The sequence below is a fragment of the Daeguia caeni genome (assembly GCF_042653845.1).
Taxonomy (GTDB): Bacteria; Pseudomonadota; Alphaproteobacteria; order Rhizobiales; family Rhizobiaceae; genus Brucella; species Brucella caeni.
Window position 1 is genome coordinate 41,217 of the sequence record NZ_JBHSEL010000001.1, and the last position, 14,246, is coordinate 55,462.

The following is a 14,246-nucleotide window of genomic DNA, read 5'->3' on the forward strand; positions in this document are numbered from 1 at the left end:
CTTCCTACCCAACCGCCAGCCGTGCCTCATTCGCAATATTTCCGCCTTATATAGTGCTATCGTGGCAGAAACAGAGAGCGCGCCAATCAACTTTGGTTCACACTGATAACAAATCGACAGCAAAGGCCTGCCGGAATGCAAAAAAGCTGTTCTTTGCGGCATAGTTAATCTATGCCCGAATTCCATCATGATTTTCACGTTAGGTTGCGACCATGAACACGACCAATCCTCAATCTGAACGTTGCCGCATCGTGCTGGTTGCGCCACCGCTTGAGCATGGCAGCAAACTGGCGGAATTATTGGCCTCAGCCCTTTCCGGCGGCGATGTCGCAAGTGTCATTCTCGATTCAAACGGACTTGATGAGGCAAGCTTCCAGACGGTTGCCGAACAGGCCGTGCCGATCATCCAGCAGGCCGGGGCTGCGGCGCTGATCATCAATGATACGCGCATTGCCGGACGCGTTGGCGCCGATGGCGTCCACATTGAAGGCAAGGCCGAGGATGTGGCCGAAACCCTTCAGAAACATTCGCCCAGGATGATCGTCGGCAGCGGCAATCTTCGCGACCGCCATACCGCCATGGAAATTGGCGAATTGCAGCCCGATTATGTCTTCTTTGGCAAGATCGGCGCGGACAACAAGCCGGACGCCCATCCGCGCAATCTGTCGCTGGCCGAATGGTGGGCGGCAATGATCGAAATTCCGTGCATCGTTCAGGCAGGCAGCGACCTGCAAGGCATCGTCGCAGCCGCTGAAACCGGCGCAGACTTCGTCGCACTTGGCCGCGCAGTCTTTGATGCGCCCGATCCCGCCATGGCCGTTGCCGAGGCCAACCGGCTTCTTGATGAGAGGGCGCCACGATTTGAGAGCTGAAACGTCCGCAATGAAACGTGATTCAGGAACAAGCATGAAGGCGAAGATATTGCTCACGACAGCCTTGTCATTGGCCATGCCTGCCATGACACCTGCCGCTGCCGAGCCTGCCGGATCGCAAAGCCAAACCAGACAGGACACGCAAGCCCCAGACAAGAAGCAGCAGGCAGACAAGGGCGACAAGCCGGTGATGCTGCGCCAGCCCGCCACCATGGAACCCATGCCGCCCATCGACCCGCACCGTTTTGGCGACAAGGTGCCGGATGAAGCCTTTGGCGCCTATCAGCGCGGTCTTTATCTGACCGCATTCAACCTCGCCAGACCGAAGGCCGAGCAGGGCGATCCGGCTTCCCAGACGCTGATTGCCGAAATCTATGCCCGTGGCCTTGGTGTTCCTGCAGACCAGACCAAGGCTGCCGAATGGTATGCCAAAGCCGCCGAGCAGGGCCAGCGGGAAGCCCAGTTCCGTTATGCTGCCATGCTGCTTCAGGGCAAATATGTGCCCAAGGATCCGCAAAAGGCTGAATTCTACATGAAAAAGGCAGCCGAAGCCGGCAACCCCATGGCGCAGTTCAACTATGCCCAGATGCTGATGCTCAAGACACCGGGCAAGGCCGGCCTCGACCTCGCATTCCCGTGGTTTGAAAAGGCGGCAGAAGCCAATCTTGCCGATGCGCAATATGCCCTGAGCCAGATCTATGCCAATGGCACCGACAAGATTGCCCGCGACGACAATAGGGCTCGCGCCTATCTGTTGCAGGCAGCCATCAAGGGCTATGACACCGCGCAATATGATCTCGGCGAATGGCTGGTGACAGGCCGCGGCGGCGAACGCAATTATGAGGCAGGCTTCAAATGGACGGCGGCAGCCGCCCGCCGCGGCCTTGTTGCCGCACAGGCCTCTCTTGCCCGGCTTTATCGTGACGGGCTTGGCACGGAAGGCGATCTGGTCAAGGCCGCTGCCTGGTATATTGTCGCCCAGCGCGCCGGCTATCGCGCTCCAGACCTCAACGACATGATGGACGGACTGGACGACGAACAGATCAAACAGGCGATCGAAACGGCAAACAAACTCGATATCCGTTAATTTAAGACGGATTTTTATCGCAAGTGATGGCAAGTTCTGCCCGCAAGTCTTGCGCAAAGCGGCTTTTTATGGTCTTGGAAACGCCGATTGTCGTGGTTCGGGTCAGGACAGCATGATCGTCGGAAATTGCCGGTCGATCGCTTCTGATTTTTTCAGACGAACCGCTAATGTTTCACATCAGTCCCGGATCAAACGCATGAAGATCAATGGTAACGAAATCCGCCCAGGCAATGTCATCGAGCATGATGGCAGCCTTTGGGTTGCCGTCAAGTGCAATGCAGTCAAGCCTGGCAAGGGCGGCGCTTACAATCAGGTCGAACTGAAGAACATCATCAACGGCACCAAGCTCAATGAACGCTTCCGCGCCGCTGAAACCGTCGAGCGTGTCCGTCTTGAACAGAAGGATTTCTCTTTCCTCTATGAACAGGGCGACTCGCTGATTTTCATGGATACCGAAACCTATGAACAGCTTGAGCTGCAGAAGGACTTCGTTGGCGACCGCGCTGCCTTCCTGCAGGACGGCATGATGGTCACGGTCGAACTCTACGAAGAAAAGCCGATCGGCATCCATCTGCCGGATCAGGTCACGCTGACGATCACCGAGGCCGATCCGGTCGTCAAGGGCCAGACCGCAGCCTCCTCCTACAAGCCGGCCGTGCTGGAAAACGGTATCCGCATTCTCGTTCCGCCATTCATTGAAGCTGGCGAACGCATCATCGTTGACACCAACGAAATCACCTATGTAAGCCGCGCATGACAAGCGCGCCTGTTCGTTGATTGAAAATCCCGGCGGCGCCAGCCACAATTGGCGCCGCGGTCCGGCTGCCATGACGGCACCGCGACGGTTCTTTTACAAACTGCTCAATTCCAGAGGACGATCAGAAAATGGCTCGTTCAGCCCTTCTCAATGTTATGGTTCAGGCCGCCATGAAGGCCGGGCGCAGCCTTGCGCGTGATTTCGGCGAAGTACAGAACCTGCAGGTCTCGCTCAAGGGGCCAGGCGATTATGTCAGCCAGGCTGATCATCGCGCCGAAAAAATCATCTTTCAGGAATTGAGTCGCGCTCGTCCCGATTACGGCTTTCTGATGGAAGAAAGCGGTGAGATCGCAGCCAAGGACGGGCAGCATCGCTGGATCGTTGATCCGCTCGATGGCACCACCAATTTCCTGCATGGCATTCCCTTCTTCGCAGTCTCGATCGCGCTTGAGCGTCAGGGACAGATCGTTGCCGGCGTCATCTACAATCCGGCTCTGGATGAGCTTTACACTGCCGAACGTGGTGGTGGCGCCTTCCTGAATGACCGCCGCCTGCGCGTTGCCGCCCGCACCAAGCTGGTCGATGCCGTCATCGGCACCGGCATCCCGCATCTGGGCGTCGGCCATCATGGCCATTATCTGGTTGAACTGCGCAATGTCATGGCGGAAGTCTCTGGTGTGCGCCGCATGGGAGCCGCAGCGCTTGATCTGGCATCGGTTGCCGCTGGCCGTCTCGATGGTTTCTGGGAAGACGGCCTGTCACCATGGGATATGGCCGCAGGCATCATCATGGTGCGCGAGGCTGGCGGTTTCCTCTCCGACAAGAACGGCGGACAGGACATGTTCACCACCCGGAACATCGTCGCCGGCAATGAGGCCATTCACCGCGCCCTGCTGAAGACGATCAAGAAACCCATCTGATCAGACAAAAAATAAAATATGGCCGAACCCTGAACAGGTTCGGCCATTGTTCATCCGCCCCATATATCTCTGTCATCAATTGACACGTGAAGCGCAATTGATCAGCTTGGAAATATAATATGATGGAAGCAAAAGAACTTTAAATAACTATCGACGTATAACGCCGACCGTTATTTATTAGAGGAACTTGTGGATGATGTCCGGGATGCATTCGATCAGCTTGTTGGCTGCACCAAGAGCAATATTGGTAAGCAAAAAAGTCCAGTCCATTTAAATATTCATTTCCTAAAATAATGATTACGACGCTTATGTAAAAAAGTATGAAGGTAAATTCAATATACAATTTTGAAGTTAATTTTTACTACAGGATTTTATGGTGTTTATTGTGTTTTGCTGCTTTAGGCGGCAATTTGATAAGAATAAAAATTTCTTCAACAAATGATTCCTAATGCCTTCGTTTTCAAGTAGTCTTTCATCCGACAACAGGTACGGAGCATGAAGGATGAGTGACAAGACAGCTTCTCGGGCACGTGATGACGCTGGCTATGATTTCGATCCCTATCGCCTGAGCAGCCCGCATATCGCCATTCTGTCAATGGTGATCTTTCTTATTCTGGTTGGTTTTCTGGCTGTCATCCTGAGTCGGCAGATTCATACTTTCTTCGTCACCAACCCGCTTTTGAACGGCCTGATTCTGGGCGTTTTGCTGGTTGGCATTCTGCTGGCCTTTGGTCAGGTTCTGCGTCTTTTGCCAGAGATTCGCTGGGTCAATTCGTTTCGCGAGGGTAACAGGGATGGCTCCACCCGTGCGCCCGTCCTGCTTGCCCCGATGCGTGCGCTGATCGGCAGACGCCAGTCCATGGCGCTTTCCCCCACCTCGATGCGCTCCATTCTCGATTCGATTGCCACACGCCTGGATGAAAGCCGCGACACATCGCGCTATCTGATCGGGCTTCTGGTCTTTCTCGGCCTGCTTGGCACGTTCTGGGGACTTCTGGAAACCGTCGGTTCGATCGGACATACGATCCAGTCCCTGAGCGCGGAAGCAGGCGACACAAACAGCATCCTTGATTCGCTGAAAGCCGGTCTGCAGGCTCCGCTTTCCGGCATGGGCACGGCCTTTTCCTCATCATTGTTCGGCCTTTCCGGCTCGCTTATTCTTGGCTTTCTTGATCTTCAAGCAGGCCGTGCCCAGAACCGCTTCTATACCGAACTGGAAAACTGGCTGTCGTCGGTGACGGATCTGGGCTCCGACATCAATGCCGACTATGGCAATAATGAAGAACTGCGCCTGCTTGCTGACCGCCTGCAAAGCCTGCAGGGAACGGAAGCCTCGTCCCATCGCACCACGGCAGCCCTTGCCAGTCTGGCCGAGGGCATACAGGGGCTCGTCAAGAACATGCGCAGCGAACAGCAGATGATGCGCGACTGGGTCGAAAAACAGGCAGAAGAGCAAAAGGCCATGCGCGCAACGCTGGAGCGCCTGTCACGCCTGCTTGCGGCCAGCGACCAGCACATGCACAACGACAAGGCGGAGTAGGCCCGATGGCGCTCGCCCGCAATCGCAAACCACAACGCCATATCGATTACTGGCCGGGCTTCGTTGATGCCCTGACGACGCTCCTTCTGGCCATCATGTTTCTGCTGACGGTCTTTGTCCTGGCGCAGTTCATTCTGAGCCAGGAAGTCAATGACAAGGACAGCGTACTGGCCCGTCTCAACAGCCAGATTCAGGAACTGACCCAGCTTCTGTCGCTGGAGCGCAGCAACAGTCAGGATTTGCAGGAGACGATCGCCACCCTGCAAGCCTCCCTTGCCAGTGCCGAAAGCGAACGCTCCCGCCTGCAGTCCCTGCTCAATGAAGGTGCTGGCGCGGGAGCCGCCGCCGAAAAACGCGTTGGCGAACTGTCGGCCTCGCTTGAGGCAGAAAAACAGGTCAGCGCACGTGCGCTCAGTCAGGTCGAACTGCTCAATCAGCAGATTTCGGCCCTGCGCCGTCAGATTGCCGCACTTGAAGAAGCATTGAACGCATCCGAAGCGCGCGACAGGGAATCCAATGCCAAGATTGCCGATCTTGGGCGGCGCCTCAATGTGGCGCTTGCCCAGCGCGTGCAGGAACTGAACCGCTATCGCTCCGATTTCTTCGGCCGGCTGCGCGAGATTCTCTCTGACAAGGAGAATATCCGCATTGTCGGCGACCGCTTTGTGTTCCAGTCGGAAGTGCTGTTTCCAACTGGTTCAGCCGAAATCAATCCGGCCGGTCAGGCAGAGCTGAAGAAGCTGGCGGATGCGCTTATCGCGCTCAATCAGGAAATCCCAAGCGATATCAACTGGGTGCTGCGGGTGGATGGCCATACCGACAATGTGCCCCTGACCGGCACCGGCAAGTTTCAGGACAACTGGGAATTGTCGTCGGCACGCGCCACGGCCGTGGTCAAATTCCTGATTGCCAATGGCGTTCCGGCCAATCGCCTGGTGGCCGCCGGCTTTGGCGAATATCAGCCGCTGGATACGAGCGATACGCCCGAGGCCCGCGCCCGTAACCGCCGCATCGAGCTGAAACTGACAGAACGTTAGAACATCAAGCTTGCGTTCAGACCACCCTCCGGACATTTAAGAGTCTGAAAACAAGGGATTCGAGTCTGATCCTCATGTAAGAAAGAGCTGATCCATCCGATCAGCCCTTTCGACATTCCTGTTCTTCAGAGCCAAAGGCTTCCGCGCCTGTATCAAATTGCAGCTTGGCCAGACGAGCATAGATACCGCCCCTGGCAACAAGGCTTTGATGATTGCCTTCCTCGACAATGCGTCCGTGATCGAGCACCAGAATGCGATCTGCCTTCAGCACGGTCGCCAGACGATGCGCGACGACCAGCGTCGTGCGGCCCTGCATCAGCCCATCAAGCGCCTGTTGCACCAGCATCTCGCTTTCCGCATCAAGGGCAGAAGTTGCCTCATCCAGCAGCAGCACCGGCGCATCGCGCAAGATTGCCCGCGCGATGGCAATGCGCTGGCGCTGGCCGCCGGAAAGCGTAACCCCGCGCTCACCCACTTCCGTATCATAGCCATTGTCGAGTGCCATGATGAAGTCATGCGCAAGGGCAGCCTTCGCCGCCGCCACGATCTCGGCATCGCTGGCATCGGGGCGGCCAAAGGCAATGTTTTCACGCACGCTCGTTGCAAAAATCGTCACATCCTGCGGCACGAGCGCAATGCGCGAGCGCACATCCTTAGGATCTGCATCCGGCAGCGCCACGCCATCAAGCAGGATCCGGCCCGATTGCGGATCATAATTGCGCATGACCAGGGCAAAGACCGTACTCTTGCCCGCCCCTGAAGGGCCGACAATGGCCACTGTCTCGCCCGAGCTGACGGTAAAGCTCACACCATTGAGCGAAGGCGCCTCCGGCCGGGTCGGATAGGAGAAATGCACATTGTCGAAGACAATTTCGCCACGAGCCGGCTCTGGCAGGCGTACCGGATGGGCGGGGGAGACAATGCCGGGCTTTTCATCGAGAATTTCGGCCAGACGCTCGGTTGCACCGGCAGCCTGCGCAAGCTCACCGCCCACTTCCGACAGTGCACCGAAAGAACTTGCCGCAAACACGGCATAGAGCACGAACTGCCCCAGCGTGCCGGCAGAAATGGCACCTGACAGGACATCGCGCGAGCCAAACCACAGCACGGCGACCACGCTGGAGAAGACCAGAAAGATCGCAAAGGACGTCAACAATGCGCGCGCCGTCACGGAAGAACGCGCCGCCGCATAGGCATCTTCCACCGCACGGGCAAAACGGCCAACCGCCCTGTCCTCATGGGTAAAGGCCTGCACGGTGCGCATCGCGCCGATCTGTTCACTGGCATAGGAATTGGCTCTGGCCAACATGTCCTGCGTCATGCGCGAGCGGCGGCGCACGGAACGGCCAAAGGCAATCAGCGGAACGACAATCACCGGAATGGCCACGATCACCAACGCCGAAAGCTTCGGGCTTGTCACCACCATCATGGCAAGCGCACCAAGGCCGAGAATCAGGTTGCGCAGCGCCACAGAGGCTGTTGCCCCGACAACGGATTTGATCTGCGTGGTATCAACCGCAAGACGTGAGACGATCTCGCCCGATTGCGAACGGTCAAAAAATTCAGGCGACAAGGAGCTGACATGGGAAAAGACCGCATTGCGCAGGTCCGCCACCACACGCTCGCCCAGCGTGATGACGAAAAAATAGCGCAGGCCTGAGGCCACCGCCAGAAAGAAGGCCAACAGCACCAGCATGCCGAAATAATTATTGACGAACACCGCATCCGAGCCGCTGAAGCCGTGATCAATCATCCGCCGCACGGCAACCGGGACGGCAAGCGTGCTCAATGCCGCCGCCACCAGTGACAACAGGGCGCCAGCCACCAGACCCTTATAGCGGCCAATGAATGGTGCCATACGCTTCAACGGCTTCAGGGAACGACGCTTGCGCGGCATCTGTTCACCTGTTGAAAGCGGAGAAGATTGCGTATTTGTGCGAATTTGATCAGATCGTTCTGCCATTCTTCGGATTGCGCCCTTGTTATTAGCGTGCGCCTGATGTATAGGCTCGGCAACCCTTTTGGAAGCCGTTGCGTGTGTAACGGGTCTTCATAATTGCCATTGGGCGGAAGTGCCGCAGTCTGGATCATATTCAGAATGCGCCTTGGCGCCGACTTTCAGGAATAAGACAATGAAAGCCAATATCCATCCCGATTACCACACCATCAAGGTCGTGATGACCGATGGCACCGAATACCTGACCCGTTCGACCTGGGGCAAGGAAGGCGATACGATGAACCTCGATATCGACCCGACCACTCATCCAGCCTGGACCGGCGGTGCCCAGACCATCGTTGACCGCGGCGGTCGCGTTTCCAAGTTCAAGAACCGTTTCGGCAATCTCGGCCTCTGATCCAGATCTTGCCAACGAAAAGCCCCGCCTTCGGCGGGGTTTTTTATTGCCTGCGGAAGGCATCAACCAACAAAAAACTCCCGGCCATCTGGCCGGGAGTTTCAGAATCCAGCGTCTGGCCAATCAGGCGCTCAGCTTTTCCATGATTTCGTCGCTGACTTCAAAGTTGGTGTAGACGTTCTGGACGTCATCATCTTCTTCGAGAACGCTGAGAAGCTTCAGCACGGAGCGTGCCTTTTCCTCGTCAAGTTCGGTATAGGTCTGCGGCTTCCAGATCGTCTTGATCGATTCTGCTTCGCCCAGTGCGGCTTCGAGCGCCTTGGAAACTTCACCGATGCTTTCAAATGCGCAGATGATGACGTGACCGTTTTCATCGCTCTGCACATCGTCCGCGCCTGCCTCGATGGCAGCTTCCATCACCTTGTCGGCATCACCGACTTCCGGCTTGTAGACGATTTCGCCAACGCGATCGAACATGAAGGAAACAGACCCGGTTTCGCCGAGCGAACCGCCCGCCTTGGTGAAGGCAGCGCGCACATTCGATGCGGTGCGGTTGCGGTTGTCGGTCAGCGCCTCAACGATCACCGAAACACCGCCCGGGCCGCGACCTTCATAACGCACTTCATCATAGTTTTCCGCATCATTGCCGGAAGCCTTCTTGATGGCGCGTTCAATGTTTTCTTTTGGCATGGACTGCGCCTTGGCGTTCTGGACCGCCAGACGCAGGCGCGGGTTCATCGCAGGATCAGGCAGACCCTGCTTTGCAGCAACCGTGATTTCGCGCGCAAGCTTGGAAAAGATCTTCGACCGCATGGCGTCCTGACGCCCCTTGCGGTGCATGATGTTCTTAAACTGTGAATGGCCAGCCATGGCACCCCTGTTCTGTTAATTGGCAGCGCATGCGGAAAGCTGTTCGCCTGATGGAGAATGGGCGCGCAAGTCCGCCGCCGCGCTTTCCGTGCAGAGAATGGCGGCGTTATAAGAAATTGAGCGTGGTTCGTAAAGTGCAAGAGCCGTATTGTATAACGGCCGAAATTTCAGAAAATCGCGAAATCCCTCATATTTAAAAGAAAACAGGCCAGTGCCGATCAGGCTCGACGAAGCCCGTGCATCTGATTATCTATAAATCATGACCAAGCACGCATCCGAAACCATCGCCGCCCGCATCAGCCGCATCCTCGCCGACCGTATCATTGCCGGTACGATCGAGCCCGGCACCAGATTGCGGCAAGATCATATAGCAGAAGAATTTGCGACCAGCCATGTGCCGGTGCGCGAGGCCTTCCGGCGGCTGGAAGCGCAAGGTTTGGCCGTATCCGAACCGCGGCGCGGCGTGCGTGTCGCCGCATTTGACATCAGCGAAATCCGCGAAGTGGCCGAAATGCGCGCCGCACTTGAAGTCCTGGCCTTGCGCCATGCCGCACCCAACCTTACCCGTGCGATCCTCGACGCCGCTGAAAAGGCAGCCATCGAAGGCGACAGATCAAGCGATGTCAGAAGCTGGGAAGAAGCAAACCGCAAATTCCATCGCCTGATCCTTGCGCCATGCAACATGCCACGCCTGATGGCGGCAATCGATGATCTGCATGCCGCAAGCGCGCGTTTCCTGTTTGCGACATGGCGCTCGGAATGGGAAGTACGCACCGATCACGACCATCGCGCCATTCTGGCCGCCTTGCGCAAACAGGATGTCGAAAGCGCTGCCACCATATTGGCACGCCATGTGCAATGGATTGGCCACCGCCCGGTCAAGACGGCCTCCGGCCAGACGCGGGACGCCTTCGCGATTGTGGGCTAGCCACGAAACGCAATTTGCCCGAAAGTGATTGCCGCGACGCTGCTGACATCTGACAAAAGATCTGCCCGTTATAGCGGGTTGCGATGCCGCGAAAGCCCTTGAGCCAGCCGCCGTTTGGTCGCGAAACCGGGGCCAGCTTCAGCGAATGGCGTCAACGGTGCGTCTGCTGCGGGCTCTGGAATTACTGGCAGCCGGTCAATCCGTGACCGCCGTGGCGCTGGATTCAGGCTATAACAATGTGAGCGCCTTCATCACACTGTTTCGGCTGGTCTTCGACGTCACGCCGGGAAGGCACCAGACTGATCCTGAACTCCTTGAGTGTTTCTGAAGCGTTCGGTGCAGATGGGAATAAAACTCCCATGAAAAACCTGAACACAGGAACCGCCCCCACGTCTTCTCCAAACCTTAATGCTGCATCATGCAAGCCTTGCGCCTGTGCATGTCTTCCCTGCAGGACAGAAGAACAGCCCCAAAGCGGGCATTGCGCAATCATCCGGCGGCAGCCAACCACTCGCGCAGGCCGATATGATCTGCCGAACCAATCGCCACGGACCCGAACGCCTTTCTGCACGCCCCTGACATTCCAGCCATGAGACATGAAGGCAGCCGCTTCCATACACCCCTGCCGAATGCGCACGGATGGATCTTGCAGCATCGAACAGATCAATATCACAGACTGCAGGTTGGCACGCTCATGCTTGCGGCTTTGGCCTGAATTGTACCGCCATATGCTGGTTGTGGCGATGAAGGCGATGGCAGGAAAATAGCGACGCGTGTCGTGGCGAAAGACGCGGCACCGGAAAGTCCTGCGGCGGCAGAAGATGCGCCCGATGCCATTGCTGGCCCTGCAAACTTGCTTTCTCGCGACACGTCCGCTTGCCGGGCAGCGCCCCCTGCACAGGCACATTCTATAATTTTATAGATAATCATCCCGTCATTTATTGATAATCAAATCAGAAGCACAACCAATCGGCCCATCTCTCCATTTTTTCTTGCAATATTATCTATATTTGTTTGATAGTTGAATCGATGATTCAAAAATTATCTATAATTCGAGGAAACCATGACCGCACTGACCCAGACAAAATCTTTCAGCCCGCTCAACCTGCAATCGCGCAGCCTTGCGGTTAAGATCTTCGCTGTCCTGTTCGGCACGCTGGTGCTTGCCATCACCTCCCGGATTGAAGTGCCGATGATCCCGGTTCCCATCACGCTGCAAACGCTGGTCGTACCCATGGTTGGCGCGATTTATGGCGCACGCCTTGGCACAACAACGGTTCTGGCCTGGCTTGCGGAAGCCTTCGTCGGCTTTCCGGTTCTGGCGGGCGGCGCTGGCGGAGTCGCACATTTTGCCGGGCCAACGGCCGGCTATCTCGTCTCCTTCCCGATCATTGCCGCAGTCACGGGCTTCCTTGCCGAACGTGGCTGGAATGGAAGGCGTGTGGCGCTTGCCTTCCTCGCCTTCCTGCTTGCCAACGCCCTCTGCCTTGTCATCGGCGCGGCCTGGCTTGCCGCATTGATCGGCATTGAAAAGGCCATCGCTTTCGGCGTAACGCCCTTCCTGCTGGGCGGACTCATCAAATCGGCACTTGGCGCAGCCATGCTGAAGGCCGCAACACGCAGCTGATGCGGAAAAACCTGTGCTAAGCCTGCGCGGCCATCACCTGCTCTGCATGCTGAGCTATCGCGGCAATGGCTATTCGCCTGAATTCGTTCAGAATTTTGATGTCATTGCCGAACGCCTCAACAACAGGGAGACAATCCGTCTCGTGGATGGACCGGACGACATCTGTGCGCCTCTTTGCCGAGGGGGCGCTTCCTCGTCCGGTCACTGTCATAATGAAAGCGTCACCCGGCGCGACAGGCTGGCGCTTGCAGCCATAAGCCCCCTGCTTGGCCGCACACTGCAATCCGGCACGGAAATGGTGCTGGATGGCAGACAGCTTGCGCTGTTACGCAGGGCCTTTGCCGAAGGCGCAATCCGCAAGGCCTGTCATGGCTGCGAATGGTTTGATCTGTGCACGACGACAGCCGCTGAAAACTTTGCCCATACAAGAATAAATGACCACCCTCGTGACAGGGTGGTCAATGCCTGCAAGCCTTGTGCGTCCTAATCGACGCTCGTCGAGCCACCCCCCTTTTGCTTGCGCCGTGCCAGCATGTTCAATGCCTCCACCATCGCCGAGAATCCCATCGCGGCATAGATATAGCCCTTGGGCACGTGATAGCCGAAGCCTTCGGCAATCAGCGTCGTGCCAATCATGAGCAAAAAGCCGAGCGCCAGCATGATGATGGTCGGATTGGCGGCAATGAAACGCGACAGGGGTTCGGCGGCCAAAAGCATCACCATCACAGCCACAATCACGGCAATGACCATGATGACAATCTCATCTGTCATGCCGACCGCGGTAATGATGGAATCCACCGAGAAAACGAGATCCAGCAACAGGATCTGCATGATTGCGGCCCCAACCGTGAGACCGGCCACCGAACGCCCAAGCTTTTCCTTGTTGTCGACCGGATCCACAGAGTGGTGGATTTCCTTGGTCGCCTTCCAGACCAGGAACAGGCCGCCGGCAATCAGTATGATGTCGCGCCAGGAAAAACCATGGTCAAAGGCATGAAACAGCGGCTCTTTCAGTTGCACGATGATGGAAATCGTAAACAGTAGCGCCAGACGCAGGATCAGGGCCGCACCAATGCCGATCCGCCTTGCGCGCGCCTGTTGCGTGAGCGGCAGCTTGTTGGTCAGGATGGAAATGAAAATCAGATTGTCGATGCCGAGGATAACCTCCATCGCCACCAGGGTTACAAGGGCTGCCCAGCCTTCCAGGCTGGTCAAAAAGGCAAAATGCTCGACGATAGGCGCCATATGACTATCTTCCAATATGATTGTCTTCCATCAGGAATCCTGCCAGCAAAGACCGGACAGAGATGGATCGATAATCGGAAGATAATAAGCGCAAGACGGGTTTCAATCGGCCGACTGAAACAAAACAGGAAATGCGAGCAAAGCCGCCTTCCCTTCATTGGCTCGGCATCAGAAAATCGATTAGCACCAGAAGGAAGGAATGGTTTCTTCAAGATGCGGGCCGATGCGCAGCGGCGCGATCTTTTCGGCAAGTCCCGTGCGATCGGAAATCTCGATCCCCACGCCGCAAAGCGTTGCCGGGCCATTTGCCGCCTCAAAGCGTCCCTTTGGTACCTTCGACAGGAAGCGATTGAGCGGTTCTTCCTTGTCCATGCCAAGCGATGAATCGTAATCGCCGCACATGCCGGCATCCGACATATAGGCTGTGCCATTGCGCAGGATCTGGTAATCGGCGGTTGGCACATGGGTATGCGTGCCGACAACAGCACTTGCCCTGCCATCGACAAAATGGCCGAAACACTGTTTTTCGCTGGTTGCTTCGGCATGGAAATCAAAGAAGACCACATCCGCCTGCTCGCCAAGCGGGCAGGCGGCAAGGATCTGCTCGGCGCAGCCGAACGGATCGTTGAGATCCGGATGCATGAACACCCGGCCCATGATGTTGGAGACGAGAACACGCGCGCCATTGCGGGCAAGATAAAGCCCCTCGCCCTTGCCGGCCGTCCCTTTCGGAAAATTGGCCGGACGCAGGAAACGATCCTCGCGCCGCGAAAATTCCAGCGCCTCGCGCTGATCCCAGACATGGTTTCCGGTCGTCACCACATCGGCACCGGCACGGATCGTCTCGTGGAAAATCTCTTCGGTAATGCCAAAACCGCCAGCGGCGTTCTCGCCGTTGACGATCACAAAATCCAGCTTCAGATCGGAAATCAGACCCGGCAGTTTGTCAAAGACCACCGTGCGCCCCGACCGGCCCACCATATCACCCAAAAACAGCAATCTCATGGGG

At 56.8% G+C, this 14,246-nt stretch carries 15 protein-coding genes; 11 read left to right on the plus strand and 4 right to left on the minus strand.

Translation table 11 applies throughout. From position 1 onward, the window contains the following. The first annotated feature begins 212 nt into the window (after positions 1-212). The 6 genes from ACFO1V_RS00205 (at position 213) to ACFO1V_RS00230 (ending at position 6,213) form a co-directional block, all read left to right on the plus strand. Complete coding sequence (locus ACFO1V_RS00205) at positions 213-872, plus strand: thiamine phosphate synthase (protein ID WP_374829931.1); 660 nt, start codon at positions 213-215, stop codon at positions 870-872. 34 nt (positions 873-906) lie between these two features. Further along, the gene (locus ACFO1V_RS00210; protein WP_374829929.1) at positions 907-1,959 is read left to right on the plus strand and encodes a tetratricopeptide repeat protein; all 1,053 of its coding nucleotides are present in this window, start codon (positions 907-909) and stop codon (positions 1,957-1,959) included. A gap of 196 nt (positions 1,960-2,155) precedes the next feature. Then, complete coding sequence (gene efp / locus ACFO1V_RS00215; RefSeq protein WP_374829927.1) at positions 2,156-2,716, plus strand: elongation factor P; 561 nt, start codon at positions 2,156-2,158, stop codon at positions 2,714-2,716. 128 nt (positions 2,717-2,844) lie between these two features. Next, positions 2,845-3,636 (plus strand): inositol monophosphatase family protein, encoded by a 792-nt coding sequence (locus ACFO1V_RS00220; protein WP_374829925.1) that lies wholly within the window; start codon positions 2,845-2,847, stop codon positions 3,634-3,636. Positions 3,637-4,138: 502 nt separating this feature from the next. Then, entirely contained in the window at positions 4,139-5,176 is a 1,038-nt protein-coding gene (locus tag ACFO1V_RS00225) for a flagellar motor protein MotA (protein WP_374829923.1), read from the plus strand. Between the two features lie 5 nt (positions 5,177-5,181). Further along, positions 5,182-6,213, plus strand: a complete 1,032-nt coding sequence (locus ACFO1V_RS00230; protein WP_374829921.1) for a peptidoglycan -binding protein — start codon at positions 5,182-5,184, stop codon at positions 6,211-6,213. 100 nt (positions 6,214-6,313) lie between these two features. Here ACFO1V_RS00230 and ACFO1V_RS00235 read toward each other — a convergent pair whose 3' ends face one another. Beyond that, positions 6,314-8,110, minus strand: coding sequence for an ABC transporter transmembrane domain-containing protein (locus tag ACFO1V_RS00235; RefSeq protein ID WP_374830003.1), 1,797 nt, complete (start codon positions 8,108-8,110; stop codon positions 6,314-6,316). A 235-nt stretch (positions 8,111-8,345) separates the two neighbouring features. Between ACFO1V_RS00235 and rpmE the strand changes: the two genes are divergently transcribed. Continuing rightward, complete coding sequence (gene rpmE / locus ACFO1V_RS00240) at positions 8,346-8,567, plus strand: 50S ribosomal protein L31 (protein ID WP_374829919.1); 222 nt, start codon at positions 8,346-8,348, stop codon at positions 8,565-8,567. A gap of 123 nt (positions 8,568-8,690) precedes the next feature. Here the strand turns inward: rpmE and ACFO1V_RS00245 are convergent, their stop codons facing one another. Further along, positions 8,691-9,437: a YebC/PmpR family DNA-binding transcriptional regulator gene (locus ACFO1V_RS00245; RefSeq protein ID WP_374829917.1), complete on the minus strand. Its 747-nt coding sequence runs from the start codon at positions 9,435-9,437 to the stop codon at positions 8,691-8,693. Between the two features lie 259 nt (positions 9,438-9,696). Here ACFO1V_RS00245 and ACFO1V_RS00250 point away from each other — a divergent pair, with 259 nt between their 5' ends. The 4 genes from ACFO1V_RS00250 (at position 9,697) to ACFO1V_RS00265 (ending at position 12,479) form a co-directional block, all read left to right on the plus strand. Beyond that, positions 9,697-10,365, plus strand: coding sequence for a GntR family transcriptional regulator (locus ACFO1V_RS00250; protein WP_374829915.1), 669 nt, complete (start codon positions 9,697-9,699; stop codon positions 10,363-10,365). 145 nt (positions 10,366-10,510) lie between these two features. Further along, positions 10,511-10,693 carry a helix-turn-helix domain-containing protein gene (locus tag ACFO1V_RS00255; protein WP_374829913.1) on the plus strand — a complete coding sequence of 61 codons (183 nt, stop codon included), beginning with the start codon at positions 10,511-10,513 and terminating at the stop codon, positions 10,691-10,693. A gap of 735 nt (positions 10,694-11,428) precedes the next feature. Further along, complete coding sequence (locus ACFO1V_RS00260; RefSeq protein ID WP_374829911.1) at positions 11,429-11,992, plus strand: biotin transporter BioY; 564 nt, start codon at positions 11,429-11,431, stop codon at positions 11,990-11,992. Between the two features lie 46 nt (positions 11,993-12,038). After that, on the plus strand, positions 12,039-12,479 hold the full coding sequence (locus ACFO1V_RS00265) for a DUF1284 domain-containing protein (RefSeq protein WP_417323459.1): 441 nt from the start codon (positions 12,039-12,041) through the stop codon (positions 12,477-12,479). Here the strand turns inward: ACFO1V_RS00265 and ACFO1V_RS00270 are convergent. Both ACFO1V_RS00270 and ACFO1V_RS00275 read right to left on the minus strand, forming a co-directional pair. Continuing rightward, positions 12,476-13,237 (minus strand): TerC family protein, encoded by a 762-nt coding sequence (locus tag ACFO1V_RS00270; protein ID WP_374829907.1) that lies wholly within the window; start codon positions 13,235-13,237, stop codon positions 12,476-12,478. The genes ACFO1V_RS00265 and ACFO1V_RS00270 overlap by 4 nt on opposite strands. Positions 13,238-13,417: 180 nt before the next feature. Then, entirely contained in the window at positions 13,418-14,242 is an 825-nt protein-coding gene (locus ACFO1V_RS00275; RefSeq protein WP_374829905.1) for a TIGR00282 family metallophosphoesterase, read from the minus strand. Positions 14,243-14,246: the final 4 nt, after the last annotated feature.